This is a genomic window from Rothia sp. HMSC061E04 (assembly GCF_001813685.1).
GTDB classification, from domain to species: domain Bacteria; phylum Actinomycetota; class Actinomycetes; order Actinomycetales; family Micrococcaceae; genus Rothia; species Rothia mucilaginosa.
The window spans coordinates 95795-122296 of record NZ_KV813694.1; the positions used below are offsets into that span (position 1 = coordinate 95795).

At 60.0% G+C, this 26502-nt stretch carries 17 protein-coding genes and 1 tRNA gene; 6 read left to right on the forward strand and 12 right to left on the reverse strand.

All coding sequences use genetic code 11. The annotated features are described in order from the left end of the window. The 3 genes from HMPREF2927_RS08885 to HMPREF2927_RS02025 form a co-directional block, all read right to left on the reverse strand. Positions 1-136 (reverse strand): biotin/lipoyl-containing protein (locus HMPREF2927_RS08885; protein ID WP_305793661.1); only part of this gene is annotated, 136 nt, incomplete at its 3' end. A 191-nt stretch (positions 137-327) separates the two neighbouring features. Further along, positions 328-1713: a dihydrolipoyl dehydrogenase gene (lpdA, locus tag HMPREF2927_RS02020; protein WP_044142607.1), complete on the reverse strand. Its 1386-nt coding sequence runs from the start codon at positions 1711-1713 to the stop codon at positions 328-330. A gap of 448 nt (positions 1714-2161) precedes the next feature. Further along, positions 2162-3658 (reverse strand): leucyl aminopeptidase, encoded by a 1497-nt coding sequence (locus tag HMPREF2927_RS02025; protein WP_070685069.1) that lies wholly within the window; start codon positions 3656-3658, stop codon positions 2162-2164. 432 nt (positions 3659-4090) lie between these two features. Here HMPREF2927_RS02025 and HMPREF2927_RS02030 point away from each other — a divergent pair, with 432 nt between their 5' ends. The 3 genes from HMPREF2927_RS02030 (at position 4091) to HMPREF2927_RS02040 (ending at position 8888) form a co-directional block, all read left to right on the forward strand. After that, a complete protein-coding gene (locus HMPREF2927_RS02030) occupies positions 4091-4996 on the forward strand; it encodes a PAC2 family protein (protein ID WP_070685072.1) in 906 nt (301 codons plus the stop codon). A gap of 264 nt (positions 4997-5260) precedes the next feature. Further along, positions 5261-7129: a metal-dependent hydrolase gene (locus HMPREF2927_RS02035; protein WP_070685074.1), complete on the forward strand. Its 1869-nt coding sequence runs from the start codon at positions 5261-5263 to the stop codon at positions 7127-7129. A gap of 382 nt (positions 7130-7511) precedes the next feature. Beyond that, entirely contained in the window at positions 7512-8888 is a 1377-nt protein-coding gene (locus HMPREF2927_RS02040) for an RNA polymerase sigma factor (RefSeq protein WP_070685076.1), read from the forward strand. Positions 8889-9207: 319 nt separating this feature from the next. On the opposite strand, the gene HMPREF2927_RS02045 is transcribed toward HMPREF2927_RS02040, so the two are convergent. Beyond that, positions 9208-10353 carry an ADP-ribosylglycohydrolase family protein gene (locus HMPREF2927_RS02045; protein ID WP_070685078.1) on the reverse strand — a complete coding sequence of 382 codons (1146 nt, stop codon included), beginning with the start codon at positions 10351-10353 and terminating at the stop codon, positions 9208-9210. A gap of 230 nt (positions 10354-10583) precedes the next feature. Here HMPREF2927_RS02045 and HMPREF2927_RS02050 point away from each other — a divergent pair, with 230 nt between their 5' ends. From HMPREF2927_RS02050 to HMPREF2927_RS02060, 3 genes are all read left to right on the forward strand, one after another. Continuing rightward, positions 10584-11780 (forward strand): exonuclease SbcCD subunit D, encoded by a 1197-nt coding sequence (locus HMPREF2927_RS02050; protein WP_070685080.1) that lies wholly within the window; start codon positions 10584-10586, stop codon positions 11778-11780. Continuing rightward, entirely contained in the window at positions 11777-15058 is a 3282-nt protein-coding gene (locus HMPREF2927_RS02055; protein ID WP_070685083.1) for an AAA family ATPase, read from the forward strand. Before HMPREF2927_RS02050 ends, HMPREF2927_RS02055 begins: the two co-directional genes overlap by 4 nt. A gap of 62 nt (positions 15059-15120) precedes the next feature. After that, entirely contained in the window at positions 15121-16710 is a 1590-nt protein-coding gene (locus HMPREF2927_RS02060; protein ID WP_246827323.1) for an MFS transporter, read from the forward strand. A gap of 134 nt (positions 16711-16844) precedes the next feature. Here the strand turns inward: HMPREF2927_RS02060 and HMPREF2927_RS02065 are convergent, their stop codons facing one another. The 8 genes from HMPREF2927_RS02065 to bcp all read right to left on the reverse strand — a co-directional run bounded on the left by HMPREF2927_RS02065 (position 16845) and on the right by bcp (position 26251). Further along, on the reverse strand, positions 16845-17489 hold the full coding sequence (locus HMPREF2927_RS02065; RefSeq protein WP_070685088.1) for an MBL fold metallo-hydrolase: 645 nt from the start codon (positions 17487-17489) through the stop codon (positions 16845-16847). Between the two features lie 9 nt (positions 17490-17498). Further along, positions 17499-18590 (reverse strand): S-(hydroxymethyl)mycothiol dehydrogenase, encoded by a 1092-nt coding sequence (locus HMPREF2927_RS02070; RefSeq protein ID WP_070685090.1) that lies wholly within the window; start codon positions 18588-18590, stop codon positions 17499-17501. A 203-nt stretch (positions 18591-18793) separates the two neighbouring features. Further along, on the reverse strand, positions 18794-19828 hold the full coding sequence (locus HMPREF2927_RS02075; protein ID WP_070685092.1) for an alpha/beta fold hydrolase: 1035 nt from the start codon (positions 19826-19828) through the stop codon (positions 18794-18796). 100 nt (positions 19829-19928) lie between these two features. Continuing rightward, positions 19929-21296: a YihY/virulence factor BrkB family protein gene (locus HMPREF2927_RS02080; protein ID WP_070685094.1), complete on the reverse strand. Its 1368-nt coding sequence runs from the start codon at positions 21294-21296 to the stop codon at positions 19929-19931. A 261-nt stretch (positions 21297-21557) separates the two neighbouring features. After that, positions 21558-23039 (reverse strand): malate:quinone oxidoreductase, encoded by a 1482-nt coding sequence (locus tag HMPREF2927_RS02085; protein WP_070685095.1) that lies wholly within the window; start codon positions 23037-23039, stop codon positions 21558-21560. Positions 23040-23248: 209 nt separating this feature from the next. Next, on the reverse strand, positions 23249-25357 hold the full coding sequence (locus tag HMPREF2927_RS02090) for an ABC transporter substrate-binding protein (protein WP_070685097.1): 2109 nt from the start codon (positions 25355-25357) through the stop codon (positions 23249-23251). Positions 25358-25506: 149 nt separating this feature from the next. Further along, positions 25507-25588 (reverse strand) — tRNA-Leu (locus tag HMPREF2927_RS02095). 186 nt (positions 25589-25774) lie between these two features. Next, positions 25775-26251 carry a thioredoxin-dependent thiol peroxidase gene (bcp, locus tag HMPREF2927_RS02100; protein WP_005508643.1) on the reverse strand — a complete coding sequence of 159 codons (477 nt, stop codon included), beginning with the start codon at positions 26249-26251 and terminating at the stop codon, positions 25775-25777. Positions 26252-26502 lie beyond the last annotated feature (251 nt).

Consider the following 26502-nt stretch of genomic DNA (forward strand, 5'->3'; position numbering starts at 1 on the left):
TGTCAACCTTGTCGGTGGAAACCTCAACCAGGGGTGCGTCAACCTCAATGGTGTCGCCGACCTCAACGAGCCAGCGGGTAACGGTACCCTCGGTCACGGACTCGCCCAGTGCGGGCAGTACTACGGTGTGGGACATAATCTTTCCCGTTCTCCTTGTGAATGCTTGAACTAGAAAAATGTGAGCGGCGACCCGGATGCGCGCCGTATGCGTCAAAGCACGTCGACGCGCATCCGGATAGGGGCGTTGTTCAGCGGATACGCCCGGCAACCGCTAACGACCAACGGTCGTCAATACTAAGCTGACGCGCTAACGCCAGTCAGCAAAATTTATGCGCTGTGCAGCGGGGTGCCGTTCAGGACCATTGCAGCCTCACCCAGGGACTCGTTCTGAGTCGGGTGTGCGTGGATGAACTTAGCGACGTCCTCGGGGAATGCTTCCCAAGCAACCCACATCTGAGCCTCACCAATCTGCTCACCCATGCGCTTACCAATAGCGTGAACACCAACGATGGGGCCGTCCTTCTGGCGGACAACCTTCACGATACCGGTAGCACCGAGGATAGCGGACTTGCCGTTACCAGCCAGGTTGTACTCAGCGGTCTCAACGTTCTCAGCGCCGAACTTCTCCTTAGCCTTGGGCTCGGAGTAACCAACGGAAGCGATCTCCGGGTCACAGAAGGTGACCTTGGGGATGTTCACGTCTTCAACGATGGAGGGGTTCAGACCAGCGATTTCCTCAGCAACGAAGATACCCTGCTGGTAACCGCGGTGAGCCAGCTGAACGCCGGGGACGATGTCGCCAACAGCGTAGATGTTGCCAACGCCGGTGTGCAGGCGCTCGTTAGCCAGGACGAAGCCGCGATCCATGGGGATGCCCTGCTCCTCGTAGCCCATGTTTGCGGTGTTCGGGCCACGACCAACAGCGACCAGAACGATCTCTGCCTCGAAGACCTTGCCGTCAGCCAGGGTGACCTTAGCACCGTTAGCGTCCTGCTCAACCTTCTCGAAGAGGGTGCCGGTGTTGAACTTGATGCCGCGCTTCTTGAACGCACGCTCCAGAACCTTGATGATTGCCGGGTCCTCGTTGGGAACCAGGTTCGGCAGGCCCTCGATGATGGTGACGTCAACGCCCATAGCGTTCCACATGGATGCGAACTCGCAACCAATCACGCCGCCGCCGAGCACGATAGCGCTCTTGGGCAGGTAGTCCATCTCCAGTGCCTCAGTGGAGGTCAGAACGCGACCCTCAATGGGCAGACCGAAGGTCTTGGAGACCGAGCCGGATGCCAGGATAATGTTCTTACCCTTGTACTCAACACCACCGACGGTGATGGTGTCCTGAGCGGTCAGCTTACCCTCGCCGGGGATAACCTCTACGCCCTTCATCTTCAGCAGGCCTGCAAGACCCTTGAACTTACCGGAGACGATGTTGTCCTTGTAATCGCGAACCTTGCCCATTTCGATGGACTGCAGCACAGCGTTAACGCCAACCTTGGACGCCTCGCGTGCCTCTTCTGCCAGCTCAGCAGCGTGCAGGTACGCCTTGGTGGGGATACAGCCGGTGTGCAGGCAGGTGCCGCCGACCTTTTCCTTCTCGATCAGGCCGACGGTGAAGCCTAGCTGGCGTGCGCGAATAGCTGCAGAGTAGCCAGCGGAACCGCCGCCGAGGATGAGGATGTCGAATTCTTGAGCCACGATATTGCTCCCTTGCATAGTTGTTGGGGCTAAAGACCCCTGCAATGAGTTCTTTACCAATTTATTGGTAGGTTTCCCAGCATGCGCGAAAGGCCCGCGAGCTCGAAAAATCGCGCGCCCCTCCGCGTACGCAGAAAAACACTTAATACAACAATACCCCCGTTGACGGTCGTTTAAGTTCACTCAGGGCGGTTTTAGCCGATTAATCGCCCAAACAGCGCAAATTTTTCACAACTCAAGAAAAGCGGCGCGTCATAGAACAGTCAGATGGCAGGGAACAGTCAGATGGCAGGACCACCACAGCGGTCGCACAGAACCAGTCAAGAACAGAACCAGTCAAGAATAGACGCAGAGGAGGGCTCCCCGATAGAAATACCGGAAAGCCCTCCTCTGAATTAGCCCTATGCTGTGCGGCCGCGTACCCAGATAAGGGACACCAGTTAGGATGCGCGCCCAGCGAAGCAGACTACTTAGCGTACGACTGGATGAAGTTCACCAGGGTAGCGGTACCGAAGCCGGTACCTTCCTTCGGGGTGAAGCCGTACGGTGACTCCTCGTTGAACGCGGGGCCCGCAATATCCAGGTGGGCCCAGGGGATACCCTCGCCCACGAACTCCTTCAGGAACAGGCCCGCGGTCAGCGCGCCACCGTAGCGGGAACCAATGTTCTTCAGATCAGCAACGGGGGACTCCAGGCTCTTGCGCAGGTAGGACTCCAGCGGCATCGGCCAGTAAGCCTCACCCGCAGCAGCGCCGGCTGCAATCACGCGGTCACGAATCTCCTCGTCACCGAGCAGAGCCGCAGTGCGCAGACCCAGAGCAGCCATAGCGGCACCGGTCAGGGTAGCGATATCCAGGATGACATCCGGGTTCGACTCGGAAGCCAGAGCGATACCATCAGCCATGACCAGGCGGCCCTCAGCGTCAGTGTTCAGCACCTCAACGGTACGGCCATCACGCATGGTGATAATGTCCTCCGGGCGCAGTGCGTGACCGCCGGGCATGTTTTCAGCCAGGCACAGGTAACCGGTCACAGCAACCGGAACATCCAGCTCAGCGGAAGCAACCACAGCGCTCAGAACCGATGCCGCACCAGCCATATCGCACTTCATGGTCATCATCGAAGCGGCAGGCTTCAGCGAGTTGCCACCGGTATCGAAGGTAATGCCCTTACCAACCAGAGCCACGTGAGCCTTCGGGTTCTCCGGGGTGTACTTCACAACGGCAAGAACCGGCTTGCGGGGCGAACCCTGACCAACACCGGAAATGCCGCCGAAGCCCTCCTCAGCCAGGCGGTCGTGGTGGAACAGCTCAATCTCAATGTTCGAGTAATCCTCAGCGACCTCAGCAGCGAACTCAGCGAAAGTCTCCGGGTACAGGTGCGACGGGGGCAGGTTCACCAGACGGCGAGCGTCTTTAGCGGTCTCACCCAGAACCAGGCCGTGCACCAGAGCCTCTTCAGCTTCTTCCTGCTCAATCGAAGAAACAATCAGAATGGACTCGATTTCTTCCTTGATCGAATCCTTAGTCTTGAAACGCAGACCCTCTTCAATGAAGTTGCCCAGCACAGCGCCGTGAGCAATAGCCTCAATTTCCTCTACCGAAGAAACACCGAAATCGAAAGCGACCTCCTCAGCAGAACCAACCAGCTGACGAGCCGCAGAACCGGCAGCGTAACGCAGAGCATCCAGGCGCTCCTGACCCTCAGCGGTATCAGAGCCCAGACCCGCCAGTGCCACAATGCCGGCACCGGTGTCCTCAAGGCCGGGCAGACGCAACAGCTGATCGGGCGCACCCGAAGCGCCCAGCGCCTCCAGCAGCTCGTTAATACCCTCAACAGAGTCCGCAGACAGGGAGCTCGGCGCCAGATACGCACCGTCCGAACCCTTCAAAACGCCCAGAACCAGAACGTCAGCTTCGAGCGCTTCAAGGTCGGTGCTGTGAATAGACAGAGACAGAGACATCGTTACTCCTTTGCGTATGTCTTCTCAAAATAGTCGGGGCACATCCTCTCGCCCGAAAAACTCAACTGTAGGCCCTCGAAGACTGAGGATGAATACCGCCGCGCAAAGCCGCGCGGACTACTGCTTCTACTCTACACGGATATGTAGGAGGGCGTGAGGTTCAGCTCTCACCCCGAACAGCTGGCAGAACAGAAAAGGCACAAGAAGCCGAGCAGCAGCGTCTTAAGAACGTCGACAAGACACCAAACAAGTTCACCTACTGCGAGAAAAGCCCGCACACTGTCGAGACAGGGCAGTAGTGGCATAAAATGAAAGACTACGGAAAGCGTCAGATAACAGAAGACGCCCCTTCGCCCCAACACCTCGGGTACCGGCAGAAAACACTAAGCCCACCCGAACGCGGCGCGAACCAGACAGAAGTGAGGAGGCGTAATGCTAAACCCCGAAGAACTCTACTTAGCCAACACCAAAATATTGGACGACCCCAGGATGCACGGGCTAACCTTCATCATCGCTCTCTCCAGCCCGCAAGACGCAGGCTCCACCGCAGGCCAGCTCGGCCAGGTGTTGCTCAGCGAACTCAAAAACATCGAAATTGTCGAGTTCGACAGTGACCAACTGCACAACTACCGTGCCCGCCGCCCCTACATCCGCTACGAAAAAGACCACTTCGAAAAGCCGCAATACCCGCAGCTGAAGCTCTACGCCGTAGAAGACAGTCTCGACAAGCCGTTCCTGCTGCTCACTGGTGCCGAACCGGACCTGCAGTGGCGGCGTTTCGAAAAGGCGGTGCTGACCATCACCCAGCGGGTCAAACCCTCCCTGGTCGTGCTGGTCTCCGCATTCCCCATGCCGGTGCCGCACACCCGCCCCTTCCCGATTACCGCGCACGGTTCCCGTAAAGACCTGATTCGCGGTATTTCCCCGTGGAAGCCCAGCGCAGACGTACACGCGACCGTCACCAACCTGCTGGAAGTGCTCTTCACCGAAAACGGAATCGACACCGTCGGCTTCGGCGTGAACATCCCCCAGTACATTTCGGAGGCGGACCTTCCGCAGGGCACCCTCACCGCCCTCGAACACGTGGGCATGGCGGCGCACCTCTCCTTACCCACAGAGGATCTGCGCGAAGCCGCACGCCACGTGCACAGCCAGATCAACGATCAGGTCAAGCAGAACCCCGAAATTGGTCGCATGATTACGACCATGGAAGAGAACTACGACGAGAACTTCCGCACCTCCGACATTGCGGTTCCCCTCTCGCGACGCGACGCACACAACGTGCCCAGCCGCGACGAGATTGGTGCGCTCTTCGAACGGTTCCTCGACGAACAATAGGTGCGCGCAGTAGGGGATACCGCGGGGGAACACGAGTCATAGAGGAGCGGAGGGTCGCCCGCCGCGAACCTGGCTCGTGGATACCGCCCGCCAGGTATTGCGTGACAGATTATGACGCGGCACCCCGCGCCGCTGTGGACAAACCCCAGCACACAAACGAACAATAAGAATAAATCTGTGGATACTTCGGACACATGAACCGAAGTATCCACAGATTTATTTGTATAACCTACGCACCCGTGCAAACCATGCCACCGTGAAGGCATGAACGCAAACAACATCTCCAACGGCAATACCCCCAACAGCGACCACCTCCACAGCAGCTACGACACGCCCCCGCCCATCCGCAACGAATACGACGTGCTCAGCTGTGCCCTCCACCAGCACGGCTACTGGCCCGACCACTCACTCATCATCCTCACCGCAACCGACAACACCCTCGGCCCCAGCCTGCGCGTCAACCTACCCGACGAACCCTGCACCCACAGCGAACGCGCCGACTTCCTGCACGAAACCTTCACCAAACTCCCCAGCAGCCACAACGGCGAAACCCTCACCCGCTTCTACGCCATCATCATCGACGGTGACAACACCGTACGTCAACGCCAACTGCACCCCAACACCGCACAACTTGCCGCCATCGAAGAAATCCAACAGGACGTCGACACCCAAATCCCCATCAACACATGGCTCCACCTGCTCCACGACCCGCGCATCGTCAGTGAACTACGCTGCGAAGACATTATCTACGCAGGCGGCGCCAGCATCTGGGCGCTCAACCCCGAACAGCAAGCACTCACCCTCCTCGCACCCATCGAAGAAATCCGCCACAGCAGCTACTACACCTGGCTCACCCGCCACGGCAACACCATCGCCAACACCGCCCAACACAGCTACGCCCACAGCCCCTGGGACACCGACCCCACAGTCAACCCCGAAACCCGCCACGACTGGGAAAACGCCGTAGAACTCTGGGGCCACACCTACACCATCCGCCACGACGAAGCCCGCCAGGGCGTCCGCACCATCTACCGCCAAGCCCAAATCGACCTCTGCTACTGGGACGCCGCCATCAACGCCGCCGCGCACCTGCTCACCACCCACCCGGTCGATAACGCTGGCAATCCCACCACCGGTGATGCGCCTACCATCGGTGATGTACTCCGCGAGCTCATCCCAGCCGAAGTCGCCGGGCACCTACGCGCCTCCATCGCACCGGTAACCCTCAACCCCATCACCGCCGAAATGCTCACCTACCTCGCCGGCTACGGGCTCAACCACGCCCAAAAAGCGCTCGCCTACCTGCACTACTCCGCCCAATACACCTACCACGCCTTCGGCGGCGGATACCCCAGCCCCGACCTCGCGCCGCTCGAACCACCCCACTACGGCACCCGCATCACCCGCAAAACCTACATCCCCGCCAGCTTCACCCACGCGCTCAGTGCCACAGTAGGCACCGAACAGGCACACGTACGCGCCGTGCCTGAAAAATGTGTGCAATGGCAAGACTGGATCCGCCGCACCCACTGCACTATCCAACAGAGCCGCACCATTCAACAGAACCGCAGCGTCCAGCACACCAACCTCAACGGCTGGGCACTCGAAAACCTCACCCCAGCCGACCTCGCCAGCGCCGCCGAACTCAACACCATCAGCCGCGACCTGCTCCCACGCCTCGAGGAACACCCTAAAGACCACAACGCCCACAACAAACTCGAAAACCTCAAACAACGAATCGACGAAAGCTGCACCAACAGCGAATACCTCACCAAACACCACGCCGCCTACACCCACTACCTCACCGCCCTCAAAGGAAAACTAGACAGCCCCCACTGGGCACACCTCAACGCACTCGAACTACTCACCAGCCTACTCACACCCCACAGCACCGACGGAGAATACGCCGCGCTACGCAACACCCAAGCCTGGACCAACTGGTACAAGGGCTACAGCACCTACGCCCGCCTACTCCGCCAAGAAGCCCGCCGCCACACCTCCGGAAAGGACCTCAACATCCTCGACGTACACCTCAACGCAGGCAACCTACCCGCCTGGATCAAACACACCATCTGCGGCGGCCCCGGAACACACCGCGAACCCATCAGCACCCTCAAACCCCGAAAACCTTAAAAGCCCGGCACCTAAAAGCGAGGTACAAAACGAGGGAGGGGCGCGCCACCGGGCACGCCCCTCCCACACACAGCCGCACCCACCCAAAACCAGGCCCACAAGCCACCCAAACAGCGCGTCAAGTTGAAAGCAACCAAAAATCTGCAATACTTATATATTGACCCCGTACAGTCAATGCGCTATAACGCGCCCTCAAACCGCTCCACACAACGAGCAACGGAACCCTGCAAACCACCCAACGCACGCGGAATAAAACCCGCCCCCACAGCGTTAAACCGGACAAACGCAGCAAACACCCCGACCGAGGACGCCAGCACAGACTTGACAGGGTCTTAGGTGTTTTGCAAACAAAACACCCCACCACAAGCCAGAAAGGGTTCTAGTGGCACCTGCAACCAGCAAGAAGACCGCGACCGGCGACGCAACCGAAGAAACCGTCGCAAAAACCACCACCAAGACCACCCGCACCAAGAAGGCAACCACCAAAGCCGCAGCGGCACCCGAAGACACCACCGGCGCAACCGCCGAAACCGGTGCCGAAAGCACTGCCGAAACCGAGGCAGACAAGCCCAAGCGCACCCGCAAAACCACCACCACCAAAACCGCAACCAAGCGCAAGACCGGTGGCCGCCGCAAAAAGAGTGACGACGACGATGAATTCGACCTCGTACTCGACGAAGACCTCGACACCACCGAGGCCGAAGACGAAACCGACGAAGAAGACGAAGAAACCGTAGCCAAAAAAGAAGAAAAGAAGGCCGCAGAAGAAGTAGCAGCCAAAGGCTCCGGCTTCGTCCTCACCGCAAACGACGACGACGACGCACCCGCACAGCGCGTCGTCACCCCCGGCGCAACCGCCGACCCCGTCAAGGACTACCTCAAGCAGATCGGCAAAGTCTCCCTGCTCAACGCACAGCAAGAAGTCGACCTCGCCATGCGCATCGAAGCAGGCCTCTACGCCGAACACAAGCTCGCCGAAAACCCCGACATGGACAAAGACCTCAAAAAAGCCCTGCGCTGGGTCGTCCACGACGGCAAGCGAGCCAAAAACCACCTGCTCGAAGCCAACCTGCGACTCGTCGTCTCCCTCGCCAAGCGCTACACCGGCCGCGGCATGCTCTTCCTCGACCTCATCCAGGAAGGCAACCTCGGCCTCATCCGCGCCGTCGAAAAGTTCGACTACTCCAAGGGCTTCAAGTTCTCCACCTACGCAACCTGGTGGATTCGCCAGGCCATCACCCGCGCAATGGCAGACCAGGCCCGTACCATCCGCATCCCCGTGCACATGGTAGAAGTCATCAACAAGCTCGCCCGCGTGCAGCGCCAGATGCTCCAGGACCTCGGCCGCGAACCCACCCCCGAAGAACTCGGCAAGGAACTCGACATGACCCCCGAAAAGGTCATCGAAGTCCAGAAGTACGGCCGCGAACCCATCTCCCTGCACACCCCCCTCGGTGAAGACGGCGACTCCGAATTCGGCGACCTCATCGAAGACTCCGAAGCAGTCGTCCCCGCAGACGCAGTGTCCTTCACCCTTCTGCAGGAACAGCTCCACTCCGTGCTCGACACCCTCTCCGAGCGTGAAGCCGGTGTGGTCGCAATGCGCTTCGGCATGACCGACGGCCAGCCCAAGACCCTCGACGAAATCGGCAAGGTCTACGGCGTGACCCGCGAACGAATCCGCCAGATCGAGTCCAAGACCATGTCTAAGCTCCGTCACCCGTCGCGTTCGCAGGTACTGCGCGACTACCTGGACTAGGAAACACCACCTAGCTTGAGCGGACGTAGCCGGTTCCCGCTCGCGGGGGAGTGCCCCCTCTGCGGCGCTGAGCGCCTTGAGGACGGAGCCCCCGCTCCGCGTGACCGGCTACTCCGTAAAGGCTTAGTTTTGCTAGTTCTAGCACATACAAAAAGGCTCTCCGAGATACCGGAGAGCCTTTTCTATGTCTATATGCAGTTTGTTGCGACGGATTGCGAACAATGCTCGCGGGGGGGAGTGCCCCCTCTACGGCGCCGGGGCGCCTTGAGGACGGAGCCCCCGCTACGCATGTCCGCTATGCCGTTGAGGTTCAGCGCCGCTACTGTCCCAGCTGGCGCAGATAGCGTTCCGCCACCGCCTCCACCTGATCCAAGCCGCGCACACGACCCAGCGCCTCCGACCACGCATCAGCCTCACCGCCAGCCACTGGCAAACCAGCCGCCGCCCACAACGCCGCCGTCATCGCACCCACCGAATCCGAATCCGAATCCACCGACACCGCACGGCACACCCCCTCAAACAAGGCGCAACGCACCGTCGCCTCATCGGCATCGGCAGGCAGGCCCTTCACAGCATCCGCAGCACACCAGAACGCCACACCCAACAGCTCAGGCGCCGTCCAACCCGTACCAAAATGCTCCGCCACAGCCTCCGGAACCGGCACCGTACAGCCCTCCAACAGCTCAACAGCACGACTCAACGCCGCCGCCGTACGCGAAGCATCACCCGGAATCGAATCATCCGCCGCCACCGAACCACACCACGACACCACACGACGCGCCACCTCCAATAACACACCAAACGAGCCAGACCGCGACGCCAACAAATCACGAACCAACAATGCATACGCCGCCGCCGAAGCTAACGCCTCCGGATGCCCATGCGTCAACGCCGCCGCACGCACCGCCAACAAAACTACCGTACGCTCCTGCGCCACCGGCAAAACACCCAACGCCGCCGAACGCACCAACGCACCACTACCCAAAGCATCAGGATTCACCGACTTCGACACCAACTGCATCTCACCCGAACCCAACGCCCGCAACGTCGCCGCACCCGGACCACGACGAGCCGTCAACTCGGGCGACCCATCAATCTCACGATCCAACGAAAACGGCGCAGACTCCGGCAGAACCTCACCAATACCGCGGAACCACCGCAAATACGCTAACCACAAACACGCCAACTCATCTGCCGCCGCGCCCTCATTATTCCACTCCAAAACCTCCGTCAGGCCATCCAGAGTGAAGCAGGTCAGCTGCGTATCATCACTGACCAGCAGCTCACCAAACGCCGAATCCCACGGCTTAGGGGCACGCTCCGCAATCTGCTCAGCCGACAGTAGCTCAAGGGGATAACCCAGCGCATCACCCAACGCAGACGCACGCAACAAGCCGCGCACCCTGCCCGCAAACTCAGCCGAAACCTCAGGTGCACGCGTGAACTCAACAGAAGAAAAACTCATAGGGCGATTATCCCATGTGCGTTCAGGATGCGGAGGCTAGGGCATAAGCGGCTTCGTGCTCACGCTCGCGGGGGAGTGCCTTCTCTGAGGCGCAGGGCGCCTTGAGGACGGAGCCCCCGCTCCGCATGAGCACCTACGCCGTGGATTGAGTGCGTGCGCCGCTGCGGGGCTCCAATCTCTGAATGACGAACTGCGAGGCGCAAAACATAACGCAGTGCCATACTGAAACTATGAAGATTCTGCACACCTCCGACTGGCACCTCGGCCGCACCTTCCACCGCAGCCCCCTCACCCGCGAACACCAGCAGTTCATCGACGAACTGCTCAACTACGTGCACGCTGAAGGTATCGATACTCTCCTCATCAGCGGCGACGTCTACGACAGCACCATCCCCACCGCCGAAAGCACCACTCTGCTCGACCAGTCACTCACCCGCCTCATGCGCGCCGGTGTGCAAGTCATCCTCAGTTCCGGCAACCACGACTCCTTCCGCCGCCTCAGCTACGGTGCCGCCTTCTTTGAAGCCTCTGGCGTGCACCTGCGTACCACCCTCGAAGACGCCACCCGCCCCGTCGAACTCACCGACGGCACCTTGCGCGTACACGTCTACGCCATCCCCTACCTCGCGCCGCGCCTCTATGCCACCGCCCTCGGTGTAGACCCCACCCACCACGCCGTCCTCGGCGCCGTCACTGACGCCATCCGCACCGACGCCGCAGAACGTCACGCCCGCGGCGAAGGCGCCGACCGCATCATCGTCATGAGCCACGCAACCGTCAGCGACACCACCGGCAGTGGCATCGCCGCCAGCGCAGACACCACGCCCCGCAGCGACTCCGAACGCGACATCAGCGTCGGCGGCATCGACTGGGTACCCGCCTCCCTCTTCGACGGCTTCGACTACGTAGCCCTCGGCCACATCCACAAGCGCTACCCTGTCACCCACACCATCCGCTATAGCGGTTCCCCGCTCGGCTTCTCATTCAGCGAAGAACACAACCGCAACGGCGCCTACCTCATCGAACTCAACCCTGGTGAAGAACCCAACATCAGCAGTCACGAATGGGCAACCCGCGTACACATGAAAACCCTGCGCGGCACCATGGACCAGCTACTCAACGGCCCCGAACACACCGACTACGAACACGGCTACTACTGCCGCATCGAACTCACCGACGAAACCCTACCCGTCGGAGCCGTCGACCGCCTGCGCAGCCGCTACGAAACCATTTCCCACTTCAGCTACCGCAGCACCCAACCCGCCGCCGGCAAACCCGCCGCCGCACAACCCAACCGCGACGCCGACCCCGTCGAAGCCTTCGACCAATTCCACCAATACGTACGCAACCGCCCCCTCACCAGCGAAGAACGCGACGTTATCACCACCCTCAGCGACCACATCAAAAGCCACAAGGACAACGCATGATCCTGCACAGCCTCGAATTCGAAGCCTTCATGGCATACCCCAAGCGCCAAGAAATTAACTTCGACACCCTCAACAACGCCGGCGTATTCCTGCTCAACGGCCCCACCGGCGCCGGTAAAACCACCATCCTTGACGCCATCTGCTACGCCCTCTACGGCGAAACCAGCAGCGACCGCGAATCTGCCAAACTGTACTCCACCTACGCGGCACACAGCGGCACCAAACCGCGCGTGCTACTTGACGTCACTCTCCACGGCAAGCGCCTGCGTATCGACCGCACCCCCGCCTACAATAAACCCATCACCCGCGGCGCCCGCAAAGGCCAGATGCGTGAAGAAAGCGCCAAAGCAACCCTTGCCGAACTCGCACCCGGCGCCGACCCCGCCGACGAAAAAGCCTGGACCCCGATTTCCAGCAGCGTCGCCGAAGTTAACCGCACCATCGTCGAACGCACTCACCTGACCAAAGAACAATTCCTCAAAGTCGTGCTCCTGCCGCAGGGCCAGTTCGCGCAATTCCTCAGGTCCAAGCCCAAAGAACGAAAAGAACTGCTCAAAAAGATGTTCCCTGTCGAACACTACGAACAGCTCTTCGCCGCACTCACCGAAGAAGCGAAAACCGCTCAGCAGGAAGTCGCCCAGGACAAAAACACCCAGCGCGTCTACCTTGAACGTGCCCGCGTAGAAATGCTTGCCCTGCAGACGCTACTGGATGCTGCGGATCCGGACGCTGAAGATGCTGCAGGGGAGGGCTCCACTATCGAAGGCTCTGCGGAGGCGGAGACTTCCGAACCGCTCACCGCTGAGAGCGTCACCGCCGAAACCCTTGACGGATGGGTTGCTGGCGGAGTAGAATGCGCCCGCGAAACCTCCGCACGCGAAAAGCAGGAGCAGCAGCGCCTCACCGACGAAGCCGACCGGAACACCCGCCTGCTTGCCGAACGCGCCCAGCTGCAGGCCGACTGGCGCGAATACGAGCAGCTCTGCGAGCGCCGTACCCGCCTGACCGAACGCTCCGACAAGCACAAGGCACAGGGTGAAGAGCTGGCGCAGGCACGTGCCGCCGCGCCCCTGCACGCACAGTATGCGCAGGTCCATACCGAATTGCAGGCACTCGCCGCACGGGAACGGGACCAAGCAGCCTGTGCTTCTGCGCTGGATGAGAACGGCAACGCCCTGCTTGCGGCACTGCGCGACGAGAACATTTCGCCGGAGGTCACCTTTCCCGAGGAGACCACCTTCGCCTCATTCCCTTCCCTCGAGCCCGCCGAACAGGAACTCCAGCTCGAGGCGCTCCTCGATACCCTGCGCACCCTGCAAAAGAAGGACGCGCAGCTTACCGAGGAGGAAGCCGCCACAGCCGGCCTGCTGAAGCAGGCTAACTCCCTCGAACAGGACAAGTTGCGTGCCGAAAAGATGCTGAGTGACCTCACCGCCCAGGCCGAGCAGCTCGCCGAAGAACTCGCGGGCTACAGCACCGTCGACGAGGAATGCACCCTCGCCGCGTACCTGGTCACCGAGGCGCAGCAGAAACACGATGCCGCCCAGCAGATGCAGCAGAAGCTGGATGCCGCCTCCGCTGCGGTCGCCGCGGCCCAGAAGCAGAGTAATCGTACCGCCACCGCCGAGCAGAAGGCACAGGAAAAGTGGCAGGCTTCGGCTCAGCAGGCGCTCGCCGCGACGGAGGAGTTCAAGAACCTGCAGGTGCTGCGCCTCGCCCAGGCGTCCTCGCTGCTGGCGCGCGAGCTCAAGGATGGCGAACCCTGCTCGGTCTGTGGCTCGGTCGAGCACCCCGCCCCCGCGCAGATTGCCAAGGGTGAGCAGCTGGTTGAGCGTGCCGACCTGGATGCTGCCAAGGAGCATGAGGACAAGGCCCACAAGCAGGCGCGCGCCCACGAACTGGCTAAGGACCGGGCGACCAAGGCGCACCAGGAAGCCTCCGAGACGCTTGCCGCTGCCCGAACCCAGTACGAGACCCTGGTGGCTCAGGGGGAGTGCGATGTTGAGCAGACTGCCGCCCAGCTGCAGCAGGCACAGACCCGCCTCGCGCAGGCTCAATCGCGCGTGACTGCGCGTGATGGCGTGCTGGTGAAGGTTGAGCGGGTGCGTGCTGAGCATCAGAAGGCTCAGGAGGCGCTACGCACCATCGAGGGCGTCACGGTTGAGGCTCAAACTCGTCACCGTGACGCTGCGGTACGCTGTGAGGCGGCTGCGGCTGAGCTAGCGCCTGCTCGTGCGGCGGTGGGTTTTGCGCAGCGTGTTGAGGCTGTTGAAGGTTACCGTGCGGCGCATCAGCGTCTTGCTCGTGCTGTGGTGCTGTTGGGGCAGTCGCGTGAACGTCATGCTTTGGCGGCGGCTCAGGCTGAGCGTCTGCTGGCTGAGTCTTCGTTTGAGAGCGCTGAGCTGGTGCAGGCGGCGGTGCGTACCCCCGAGCGTGTTGATGCGCTGGAGCAGGCTGTTGCCGCGTATGAGTTGGAGCATGCCCGCCTCCTTGATGGATTTGGTCGTGAGGCGATTGTTGCGGTGGCGGCGCGTGCTGCCGCTGGTGAGCAGGCGCCGGATGATCTGCAGGGTGTGCGTGAGCAGGTTGAGCAGTTGCGTGCGGCGGCGCACCGTTTGACTCTTCGTGAGGGTGAGCGGGAGAGCATGCTGCGTTCTTTGCAGGCGTTGCGTGGCGAGTATGCGGCGTTCCGTGCGCAGACGGCGCAGCGTTATGGCCGTGCGCAGATGCTGGCTAATCTGGCGGCGGCTGCCCGCGGTGACACTCTGGGCGGTTATGAGCATCAGGTTGACCTGGTCAGCTATGTGCTGGGTGCCGAGTTTGAGCGTATTCTGCAGTCGGCGTCGCTGCATTTGGACCGTATGAGTGAGGGCCGCTACGGCATGGTGTTCAGCGATCACCGTGCGAAGGGTAGCCGTTCCGGTGGCGGCCTGAACCTTGAGATTACTGACACTTGGACGGGTGAGCCGCGTGAGGCGTCGTCACTGTCCGGTGGTGAGTCGTTCTTGGCGTCGCTGTCGTTGGCGTTGGGTCTGGCTGAGGTTGTTCAGGCGAATAACGGCGGCATCGAGTTGGATACCCTCTTCATTGATGAGGGTTTTGGCACGCTGGATGCTGAGACCTTGGACATGGTGATGGGCACGATCGAGTCTCTGCGTGATAGTGGACGCACTATTGGCCTGATTTCGCATGTGGAGGAGATGAAGAACCGTATTCCCGCCCAGATTGTGGTTGAAAAGGGTCAGAACGGCTCGTCGGTGAGGGTAAACTCCTATTAGACATAAATTCGCTTCCGGGCTGCTGTTGTGGCATGTCCGGCGGCTTATTCGTGAAAGAGATGATGACCTCGACACCTCAGGATAGGGACCCGAACTCAACGTATCGTGCGGTACCTTCGGCTGATGCGCACGCTAGCGCATCTGCGCCGGAGGTTCCTCCGCGCACCATGAAGGTGGCGCCCGCCTCCGATTCGCCGGATAAGTTGGGTGCTTCGGGCACGGGTATTCCCACGGTTCCGGGTACGTCTTTGATGGATGTGGTGCGCAGTAATGAGCACGTGTTGCAGGAGTTGCCGCCGCGACCGATGCCGGCTGCGGATGAGGTTAATACGAACGTCTCGCTACCGGATATTTTGCGTCAGCATTGGGCGTTGTTTCTGCGTAACGGTAAGGAGCAGCGTTACCATCTGCGCGGTGTGCTCCGTGATGAGGGTTTTGCCCGTAATGTGTTGACGATTCTGTTCCACGTTCCGTCGGCTTCTTCGGCGTTTGCGCTGTATATTCTGTTGGCGAGCCACCTGGGTAGTGTGCATGATGGCGGCTATGCGGTGGCGGCGTTTGCTGTTGCGTGTTCGGTGCAGATTATGCTCGGCCCAATGCTGGTGCGTGCCCTGGGTTTGAGGGCGTTGATGGCGATTATGTCGGTGCTGAATATTGCTGCGGTGCTGAATATGCTGGTCATTGGTTGGCGTTTGACGGTTGACCCGAATAATGTAAGTACGATGTACACTGCGCTCTCTTGCGTGGCGATGGGTTTTACGACTCCGCCGTGGACGCCGTTTGCGTTGGAGCCGCTGTACTGCCGCAACTATAAGTACACTGATGTTCGCTTGTTGACGGCTGTTTCTTGGGGTACGACGGCGAACCTGTCGATGTACCCGCTGGGTGCTCTGCTGGTGTGGCTGGGCGATGCATACATCACCCCGAATCATGAGTATGCGGGCTTCTGGATCACGATGATTCTGGATGCGCTGCTGTTCATTGTGGTGCTGGCCGCGCCGATGTGGCTGCCGGATATTTCGCGTCTTTGCATGTCTCCGGCGAAAAACCTGGTCCGCCCGAATAAGCAGACGGTGGTGGTGATTCTTGGTCTGGTGCTTCTGGGTGCGAGTATGGGCGCGGTCGGTTCGAGTCTGCTGGGCTTCTCGCTGATTCACGGTTCGATGAACCTGTTCATGGCGATGGTCGCGACCGGTACCGGCGCGATGGTGCTTGTGGCTTTCCCCGTGGTTTTGGGTGCCCGTTCGGTGAACCCGTGGCATGGTTGGCTGGTGAGCGGCGTTCTGCTGATTATGAGTGTCCTGTATTTGCCGGTGAGTGATGATACGTCCACGATTTTCTATGCTTTGGTGTTCTGCGGTGCAGCGCTGGGTGTGGCTTTTGCCTGTCATGAGCTGTTGTTGAATCGTTCGATGAAGCGTATTCCAGATGCTCAGGCGAGCTTCTTTACTCGTTCGATGCTGGGCATTGGCATGGCGTTGGGTAGCATGTGGGGCGGCTATATGGGCGATGCTCCGTATTACCGTAATGCGTTTATGGTTCCGGTGATTATTGCGACTCTGTATTTTGCGTTGGGTCATTTGTTTGGCTATTTGTGGCGTAAGGAGCGTGAGGAGCAGCTGGCTCCTTGGGATCAATTGGAACGTAATTAGCGCATGTTTAAAGGCGGATGCCCCGCCACCTTCTGCAGGTGGCGGGGCATCCGCCTTTTGTGTACCGTGCTCGGTTTGTGGTGAGCCTCAGCCTGAGAACCTCCGTGTGAGAATTCAGCGTGAGGCCTACCGGTTTAGTGACCGCGCTTGATCCATGCCGGAAGCTCGGGTGCTTCCAGGCCGATGCCGGTGCTGTCGCCGTGGCCGGTGAGGACCGCGGTGGACTCGGGCAGGGTCAGTAGGCGGGTCGAGATCGACTCGATGATGGTGTCGAAGTCGCTGTAGGAGCGTCCGGTTGCGCCGGGGCCGCCGTTGAAGAGGGTGTCGCCGGAGAAGACGACGCCTTCGCTGTTCTCCCAGCTGAGGGTGGGCGCGTAGAAGCACACGGAGCCGGGGGAGTGGCCGGGGGTGGCGAGGACCTTCAGGTCGGTGTCGCCGATGCGCACTACATCGCCGTCAGCCAGTTCGTGGTCGAAGTCCCAGGAGGGGTACACCATTTCCCAGAGCACACGGTCTGCGGGGTTCAGATAGACGGGTGCGCCGAAGCGTTCTGCCGCCTCCTTTGCGCTACGGATGTGGTCGTCGTGGGCGTGGGTCAGCAGAATCTTCTCCACGGTGCGGCCTGCGACGGTGCGGGAGATCTTGTCGACGTCGTGGGCGGGGTCAATGATAATCACGGAGGAGTCATTGCCGATAATCCAGACGTTGTTGTCAACATCCCAGCAGCCGCCGTCCAGCGAGAAGGTGCCGGAGGTGACGACTCGTTCAATACGTTCCACGCTACGGTCCTAGAGTTCCACGACCGAGCGCAGCACGCGGCCGGTCTTCATGGTTTCGAATGCTTCGTTGACGTCTTCGAGGCGGATGCGCTCGGAGACGAAGCTGTCCAGGTCGAGGCGGCCGAGCAGGTACTGGTCCACGAACTCGGGGAAGTCGCGGGAAGGCAGGGTGTCGCCGTACCATGCGCTCTTGATGGAGCCGCCGCGGCCGAAGACCTCATCCAGCGGGATGTCCCAGGTGGCGCCGGGTGCGGGCACGCCGACGAGGACGACGCGGCCTGCCAGGTCGCGTGCCTCGAATGCCTGCTTGAAGGTGGGGGCGACGCCGACAGCGTCAATGACGAGGTCTGCACCGAAGCCGCCGGTGAGTTCCTTGATGGCCTCAACGGGGTCGACCTTGGAGGAGTTCACGGTGTGGGTTGCGCCGTGCTCGCGTGCGCGTGCCAGCTTATCCTCGTCGATGTCGACGGCGATGATGGTGGTTGCGCCACCGAGCTGTGCGCCTGCGATTGCTGCGGTGCCGACGCCGCCGCAGCCGATAACTGCGACGGACTCGCCGCGCTTGAGGTCACCGGTGTTCAGAACAGCACCCAGACCTGCGGTAACGCCGCAGCCGAGCAGACCGATTGCTGCGTACTGTTCGGGGCTGATGTCAGCGGTGATCTTGGTGCACTGACCGGCTGCGACGAGGGTCTTCTCCGCGAAGGAGCCGATACCCAGTGCGGGGGTGAGCTCGGTGCCGTCCTCGAGGGTCATCTTCTGGGTTGCGTTGTGGGTTGCGAAGCAGTACTGCGGCTGGCCCTTGCGGCATGCGCGGCATTCGCCGCAGACTGCACGCCAGTTGAGGATGACCAGGTCGCCGGGGGCGATGTTGGTGACGTCATCGCCGACAGCCTCGACGATACCTGCGGATTCGTGGCCGAGCAGGTAGGGGAAGTCCTGGCCGACGCCGCCGGTGACGTAGTGGTGGTCGGTCTGGCAGACACCGCAGGTGAGGACCTTGACGAGTGCTTCGCCCTTGCCGGGGTCGGGTACGTTGATGGTGGTGACGGTGACGGGTGCGTCCTGGGCGAGGGCTACGACAGCCTTAACCTTGTGCATGGTGCTCCTTTGCTGAGGTGCGGTTGAGACCCAACCGCAGATAAAGGTTTTTTGATACGTTCCCATTCTACGAGCATTGGCGCACCTGGTGCACGATAAAGCTGATAGTGAAGCACCCCCGCGAATTTGACGTTTTATGACGTTGTCGCTTATTCCGCCCGGAACCCGGACACCGTAGCCTGCGGCTGCCTACTCAGACGCTTCTACCTTGCCGCGTTTACCTCTGCCGCCTCCACCTCTGCTGCAAAAGCGAGCGCACCGCGTCGGAACGCACCCGAGGTCAGCGCGTTGACGTGGTCGCGGCCGGGTAGGGAGATGAAGCGGTTGAGCGGGTTGTTGCCGCGCACCATGTCGTAGAGTTCCGCACCGTCGGCGGCGATGGTGTCCGCGTCGCCGAGCACGACCGCAACGGGTGCGTGCGGATGCGCGCCCGGGTGACCGGCAGGTAGGTCCGGGGATCCGGCACGCAGGGCGGGCACGTTGAAGAACGGGCCGAAGGGAATCCGCACGAACTTCAGCAGCGCGTCGGGCTGAATGGGGGAGTTGTCAATAATCGAGGTGAAGGAGGCGATCGCCTCGTCGGTGGAGTCTGCCGCCGGGGTTTCACTATCCGCCGTGACGCTGGTACCCTCGTGCGCTTCGAGCATGGCGCGCAGGGTGATGAGGTGGTCGTGCAGGGGCAGACCGCCCAGGGTGAGGGAGGCGACCGCCTCCGGGTGAGTGAGGGCGAGTTCCCAGCCGACGCGGGCGCCGAAGGAGAAGCCAATAACGTGCGCGCGGGGCTCCAGCTCAACGCCGAGGTCGTTCTCGGTGGCGACAGTGCGCAGCAGCTGGGCGAGCAGGTTGGTGAACAGGTGCATGGGGGTCAGCGGCTGACCTGCCGCATCGACAGGGGGCACCGAATCGAACGGAATTGTGCGGCTGCGCACGCTCGTGTTGTCGGGGAGCTTGCAATCGATGGCGTGCATGGATTCGGGGTCTTTGAGGTATTCGTCTGAGTGGTAGGGCAGGGTAACAATCAGCACGGGGTATCCGGCGCGCAGGTATTGGCGAATCCAGCTGGTGCCGCCGTAGAGCTGTTCGCCGCGGGTGGCGAAGCCGTGAATCATGAGAGCGGGGACGCGGCTTTTGAGCTGCTGCGGCTGGTAGAGGGTGTACTCGAGGTCGGGCAGGGTAGTGCCGGGTACAACAGCATTGGGTACGGCAAAGGGCGCGGGAGAGAAATCTGCACTGGTCATAGTTCTATCTTAGTGACCAGCGCGGGATTTCTGTCCCGCGCCCTTTTCTATCTCGCGCCCTTGATACTTTGAGGCGGTACGCGCTCAGCTGAGCTGCCGCTTAGTTCTTCTGTGCCGCACCGGTTGAGTTATCGGTGCCCTGGTCGAAGAGCGCCTCCTGCTGAGAGTCAACCTTCGCCTCAGACTCGGTAGCTTCCGCCGTGGCGTCTGCCTTCGCCTGCTTCTGCTGCAGCTGTTCCTTACCGTTTTCGATGCGTTCCTTACCGTCGGCAATGAACGTGCGAATCATGGTGGTGTTAGTGTCCACCGCCTTCTGCACGCGATCCGCAATGGAGGGGCCCTTCGGCTTGGGGAGCATGTCCTGGCCTGCCGCCTGCTGCTGCAATTCGCGTCCGGCGGACATGAGGCGTTCGCTCTGTTCTTTCATCGCACGGGATGCGGTGGTGCTGCGCGGCTGAACCTTCAGGTGTCCGCGGTCGTCTTCGCCGGCGAGTACCTGGCGCATGAGCATGATTTCTGCGTCCAGGTGCGCACCGAAGAGGAGCATATTATTCATGATCCAGATGAACAGCAGCATCACGATTACACCACCAATAAGGCCGTAGGTGGCGTTGTACTTGCTGAAGTTATTGGCGTAGAGGGTGAAACCGAAACCGCCCAGGCCCATGCCGAAGAGTGCCAGCGCCGCACCGGGGGAGAGCTTCCACTGTTTGAAGCGGCGCACGTTCGGGGTGGCGGCGTACAGCAGGGTGATCAGGGCGATTGCCATGAATAGGATGAGGACCCAGCGGCCGTTAAGCCAGATGAGCTTGATGAGCTCCATATCCACGGTTTTGGGTACATACCGACCGACCATGTCCAGGACGGTTACGCCCATCAGCAGCATGAGCATCATGAGTACCATGAGGATGATAATCACGGTGGTGACGAAGACGTTCAGCGGCTTGAGAATCCAGCCGGGGCGGCCTTCACGCACGTTGTAGACCGTGTTGAGAGCTCGTCCGAAGGATCCGGTGTACCCGGAGGCGGACCAGATCGCACTGAGGATACCGGTCAATAGCACCAATCCTGCGCCATGGTCGCCGGTAATCTGCTTGATGGGGTCTTCCATAATGGCGTACATCTGGGCGGGCGCGTTGTCCTTGAGGAAGGCGAGGATGACGGCGGCGCTTTCCTCACCGTGACCGAATACGCCCAGTAGGGAGACAATCGCCAGCAGGGCGGGGAAGATGGACAGCACGGTGAAGTAGGTGAGTGCTGCCGCCATGTCGCTTGCGCCGTTTGCGCCGAATTTGTAGATGGCACGGCGCAGAATGTAGAGGATGCTTCCCTTGGGGAAGTCGCGCAGTTTCACGCTTGCGTACTTGGGGGCCGCGGGCTTCTTCTTACGGGAGAAGAGTCCGCGTCGAGCTCCGGCGGATACCTTGGATGAGGAGGTGTCCGTGGAAGAGCCGGTGTGTGCAGCCAATGGGGCTCCTTGAATGAGTGGGGTGTACACAGTGGTGCGCCTAGTAGCTTTAGCGTGTGGGCGCACAGAAGGGGCGAGGAGAACAATGAGCTGTCCTTCCCGCCCCTGCGGTGACATTATAGGGTTTTCTGACCCTCCCGCATTTTTCTGCGAGTGCAGATAGCTGACCTGTCGGTCAGTTAGAGAGGGTAACAGCCCCGAAAAGCCTCAGAAAGGCTCGTCAGCTAGGGTATAAAGCTACCTGCTGAGCCTAACTGAAAACTAGTTGTGAATACCCAGAACCTTAGCGGTGTGAGCCATAACCTCATCAGCCAGGTCCGGGTTGTCGTTGAGCTTCACGCCGTAACCGGGGATGAGCTCCTTGATGCGGGGCTCCCAACCGGCAATCTTGGAGGGGAAGCACTTAGCCAGCAGGTTCAGCATAATCGGAGCCGCAGTAGAAGCACCGGGGGATGCGCCCAGCAGAGCCGCAATGGAGCCGTCAGCTGCAGAAACAACCTCGGTACCGAACTGCAGGATGCCGCCCTTCTTCGCGTCCTTCTTCATGATCTGGACGCGCTGACCAGCCTCAATGAGCTCCCACTCGCTACCGTCAGCCTCGGGGTAGTACTGGTGCAGGGTCTCCAGGCGAGCGTTCTTGTTCTGCAACAGCTCGGTGAGCAGGTACTTGACCAGGGAGAAGTTATCCAGACCTGCACGGGTCATGGGGTACAGGTTGTGCAGGCGCAGGGACTTCGGCAGATCCAGTACGGAACCCTGCTTCAAGAAGTTCGTCTTGAAACCGGCGTAGGGGCCGAAGAGTAGGGCGCGCTTGCCGTCCACGTAGCGGGTGTCCAGGTGGGGGACAGACATGGGAGGTGCACCCACCGAAGCCTGACCGTACACCTTAGCGTTGTGCTGGTTTGCGGTTGCCTCGTGGGTGTTGCGCAGGAACAGACCGGAGACGGGGAATCCGCCGTAGCCCTTACCCTCTTCAATGCCGGACTTCTGCAACAGGCCCAGGGCGCCACCGCCGGCACCGAGGAACACGAACTTCGCGTTGATGCTCAGAGGCTCATTCTTGTTGGTGCGGTTAATCGCCTGAACCTGCCAGGAGCCGTTCGACTCGCGGTTCAGGTTGGTGACCTGGTAGCCGTAGCGAACCTCAACACCCTTGGTCTGTAGGTAATCGACCAGCTGCTCGGTGAGGGAGCCGAAGTTCACGTCGGTACCTTCGGGGGACCAGGTAGCGGCCATCGGCTCGTTACCCTTGCGGCCCTTGACGGTCAGCGGTGCCCATTCGCCAATCTTCTCGCGGTCATTGGAGAACTGCATACGCTCGAAGAGCTTCTCCTTGCGGAAAGAGTCGTAGCGTGCAGCTAGGTACTTGGAGTGGTCTTCGCCGAAGACCAGGGACATGTGGGGTACCGGGTTGATGAAGCTGGTGTCCGTCAGAATATTCTTCTCAGCCAGGGAGGCCCAGAACTGGCGGGAAACCTGGAACTGCTCGTTAATGTTCAGCGCCTTGGCCGCGGAGACAGTACCGTCGGGACCAGCGGGAGCGTAGTTGAGCTCGCACAGTGCCGAGTGGCCGGTACCTGCGTTATTCCAGGGGTTGGAGGATTCCTGAGCAACCTTGTCGAGACGTTCGAGCAGGATAATATTCCAGGTCGGTTCGAGCTCCTTGAGGAACACGCCGAGGGTGGCGCTCATGATGCCGCCGCCGACCAGGACGACGTCGGTTCGTTCAGTACGTGCTACCACTGAATTCTCCCTTAGGGTGAGGGTGCCCGTCCTTGGGCACAATGACTGTGGGGTACATCATCTAGCCTACTCCTTTTAGCGGGGGAGGCATAGCTAGAATCAGCAAATAACAGGAGAGTGTTGCAGTTCACATGCTAGCTTCCCTGGAAGGCAAAAACCCTCCAGACACGCCAAACATGTGCACAATGCAACACTCAAACCTGAACTATCTACAACTTACGCAGTTTTCCAAACAGCTCAATCGCATTCTGCTCCGTCTGATAACCCTGAACCTCACGGCTCACAGCCACCTTAGACGTCACATTCAACAACGGAACCGCCGGCATAAACTGACCCAACTGAGACACAACCTTCGCATACAACTCACGCTGCGAATCCACCGAAACAGCAGAATCCGCAGTACGAATCGCCTCCATCACCTCAGTAAAACGAGGCGACGGCGCCACTGCCGCAGCAGTAGGCAACGGCGAAGGAGTCGCCGAAGGGCTCGGCGAAGCCGAAGCCTCCTCCTCCGGAGACAACGGATCCGGCGAATAACTCGGCTGCGGGCTCGGAGTCGCAGAAATCTGCACATTCGAATCCGCACCACGCGACGACGGAAAATCAGAATTCTTCTTAGTCAAACCCGTCGTCATATCCGTCGGCGCATTCGTAATCAACGAACGCACCTGATGCTCCGCAATTAACTGCGCCAACACCGGACCAAAGAACGCATACGGGTCACGGTACATGCCGTAGAAACCAGCCAACGTAATACCGCGCTCAGAAGAAACATCACGGCTCTTCTTCAAATACTCAGCCCACGGCAACGGCACCGGCTTAATATTCAGACCCACCTCAATCAGCGAACCCACCATCTCCGAATACACCTTCTGCGGAGTATCCATCCACGGCAGAGAAACATCGGCAGGGTAGTAGCACTCAATCACCTGATTGTCATAACCAGCAGCCGTCAGCAGCGAGCGCGCCATATCCTGATTACGGTCCGTGTAATCCTTCGCATCATCAGCCTTAATTCGGAACGACGGCGAAATCAGCGTCTGCGCATCCGAGGTGCCCTGCGGATAATACTGACGCAACGCACCGCGATCCACAGCATGCGAAATAGCGCGACGCACCGAAATATTCTTCAACACCGGATGCGCCGTGTTCAAGTCCAAATACACCAGCGAGAATGGGTCACGGCCAGGAGTCTGATAGCCATCACGCGCCAACTGACCCAGGTCAGTTGAATTCACCTGATCACACGCATCAATATGACCCTCCATCAGCGCAAAATAACGCTTATCCGACGAAGTGAGGGTCGAAATCTGAATCTCATCCAGCTCAGGTGCCTGACCATCAAAATGGGTATTCTTCAGCAGACGCACCGTGCCAGCCTCGAACGACTCCACACGGAATGCACCCGTACCCACCGGGGTGCCCGTCAGCTTCTGGTCAGCACCAAAAAGCGAAGGATCAATAATGCCGAACGCCTGCTGCGTCAAAATACGCGGGAACGCCAGAGAAGGACGCGACAAAGTCACCACCACGGAGTTACCCTTCGCCACCACCGACGAAACCAGCGGCAAGAAAGACTGCACCGTATGTGGCGCAGAAGCGTGCTGCGCACCCTTCTTCTCATCTGGATGCGCAGCATCAGAAGCGCTCGCAGAAGCAGACGGGGAAGCACTTGCAGAGGCAGACGGAGTAGCCGCACCCGACGGAGACGCCTGAACAGGCGCAGGCTCCACCGCCGAAGGATCGATAGAACCCGGCTTCGGCACACCAAAACCCCACGCAAACAACGGCTGAGCAGGCACCGCCAAAGCAGCAGTGCCCTCACCCGTAGCCAACGCCTGCCACCTCTGGAAATTCTGCACCACAGCATCCGCAGACAATGCAGAACCGTTACTAAAATGCGCCTCACGCAACACAAACGTATGCACCAAACGGTCATCAGAAACCGTCCACTCACTACACAACGAATCCTGAACCTCGGGATCACCCGTGTAATGATTCGCCACCAACAACGTCTGCAAAACCTGCGCCGTCACCTGATACGTACTCGCCACAGGAAACAACGCCGGATCCAAACCCAACGGCGCCGCACCCTGCGCAAAACGAAACACACGACGCGCATCAGCAGAGGACGCGCTCGCACTCGCCGAAGAACCAGCAGAAGACTGACCAGAACACGCAGAAAGCGCCAAACCAGCACTAAAAAGCGCGCCAAAACGCAAAACGGCACGTCGACTCAAGCCACTCGAGCCGGCAGTGGCTCGCAGCAGCGCATCAGAACTGCCAACAGCTGACGATGCATAAGGCTGATGCTGCACGGGAGGGTCCTCTCTTCCGTCGCGGATGCTTATTTCTCAGGATAACGGTTCAACACCCAACCGGGCGAGACACCCCCACCCCGGCAAGGCACATACAAGAGAACCCGCCGCCACGAAAACCGTGACGGCGGGCCCAATGTGAATGTGTGTGCGCGAGGGGGGACTTGAACCCCCACGCCATAAGGCACAGGAACCTAAATCCTGCGTGTCTGCCAATTTCACCACTCGCGCGTAGCGTCACCCCACATCCGAAGATGCATGCGTCTGAGGCAACAAAAAATTAGTGTACACCAGGAACCAAGGTTCTCCAAGCCTTAAAAGAAGCCCCCATAGGGCAAAAAGTCCGCAAACACGCCGAACAACAACCCCCTCAAGAAGTAACAGAACGGCGATACGCAAACCCCAGAAAACGTGACTCTACTTCGGGTCAATACCCAAATCACGACGCAATTTCGCCACATGACCCGTCGCACGCACATTGTACTGAGCCACAGAAATAACACCCTGCTCATCAATCACAAACGTCGAACGAATCAGGCCCTCATATACCTTGCCGTAATTCTTCTTCTCACCCCACGCACCATACGCCTCAGCCACCGCATGATCAGCATCAGACAGCAGCGGGAACGTTAACGACTCCTTCTCCACAAAACGAGCAATAGCCGCCGGCGAATCCGGAGAAACACCCAACACCACGTAACCCAACGACTTCAACGAGGCCAAATTATCGCGGAAATCGCACGCCTCCTTAGTGCAACCCGGAGTCGACGCCTTCGGGTAAAAATACAAAATCACCTTGCTGCCCGCATAATCACTCAGACTGTGCTCCTTACCCGAAGCGTCAGCAAGGGTAAAAGCAGGCGCCGGGGTACCCGGCTCAAGACGAACGCTCATCAATAACTCCTCAAAACATCAACAGGGAACAGCAGGGGAGCGGTGGATGCGCCCCACACAGTACCAAGGGCGGACGCGCCCCATGCAATACACACAGTCTAGTGTCCCACACACCCCACCCAAACAATGTGTCCAGACTCACGTCAAATCAACTTGCGCACACCACAAAAACTCGCGTATAGTATTTTTCTGTTGCAAGGGAAACCTTGAAACAAGCAAGCGCCTCTAGCTCAATTGGCAGAGCAATTGAC

Bases quoted from the DNA above. Each gene is read 5' to 3' on its own strand.
- HMPREF2927_RS02070 (WP_070685090.1), bottom strand. From the start codon at position 18,590: ATGCACAAGGTTAAGGCTGTCGTAGCCCTCGCCCAGGACGCACCCGTC.
- HMPREF2927_RS02060 (WP_246827323.1), top strand. From the start codon at position 15,121: ATGACCTCGACACCTCAGGATAGGGACCCGAACTCAACGTATCGTGCG.
- HMPREF2927_RS02045 (WP_070685078.1), bottom strand. From the start codon at position 10,353: ATGAGTTTTTCTTCTGTTGAGTTCACGCGTGCACCTGAGGTTTCGGCT.
- HMPREF2927_RS02025 (WP_070685069.1), bottom strand. From the start codon at position 3,658: ATGTCTCTGTCTCTGTCTATTCACAGCACCGACCTTGAAGCGCTCGAA.
- HMPREF2927_RS02030 (WP_070685072.1), top strand. From the start codon at position 4,091: ATGCTAAACCCCGAAGAACTCTACTTAGCCAACACCAAAATATTGGAC.
- bcp (WP_005508643.1), bottom strand. From the start codon at position 26,251: ATGAGCGTTCGTCTTGAGCCGGGTACCCCGGCGCCTGCTTTTACCCTT.
- HMPREF2927_RS02035 (WP_070685074.1), top strand. From the start codon at position 5,261: ATGAACGCAAACAACATCTCCAACGGCAATACCCCCAACAGCGACCAC.
- HMPREF2927_RS02075 (WP_070685092.1), bottom strand. From the start codon at position 19,828: ATGACCAGTGCAGATTTCTCTCCCGCGCCCTTTGCCGTACCCAATGCT.
- HMPREF2927_RS02050 (WP_070685080.1), top strand. From the start codon at position 10,584: ATGAAGATTCTGCACACCTCCGACTGGCACCTCGGCCGCACCTTCCAC.
- lpdA (WP_044142607.1), bottom strand. From the start codon at position 1,713: ATGCAAGGGAGCAATATCGTGGCTCAAGAATTCGACATCCTCATCCTC.
- HMPREF2927_RS02055 (WP_070685083.1), top strand. From the start codon at position 11,777: ATGATCCTGCACAGCCTCGAATTCGAAGCCTTCATGGCATACCCCAAG.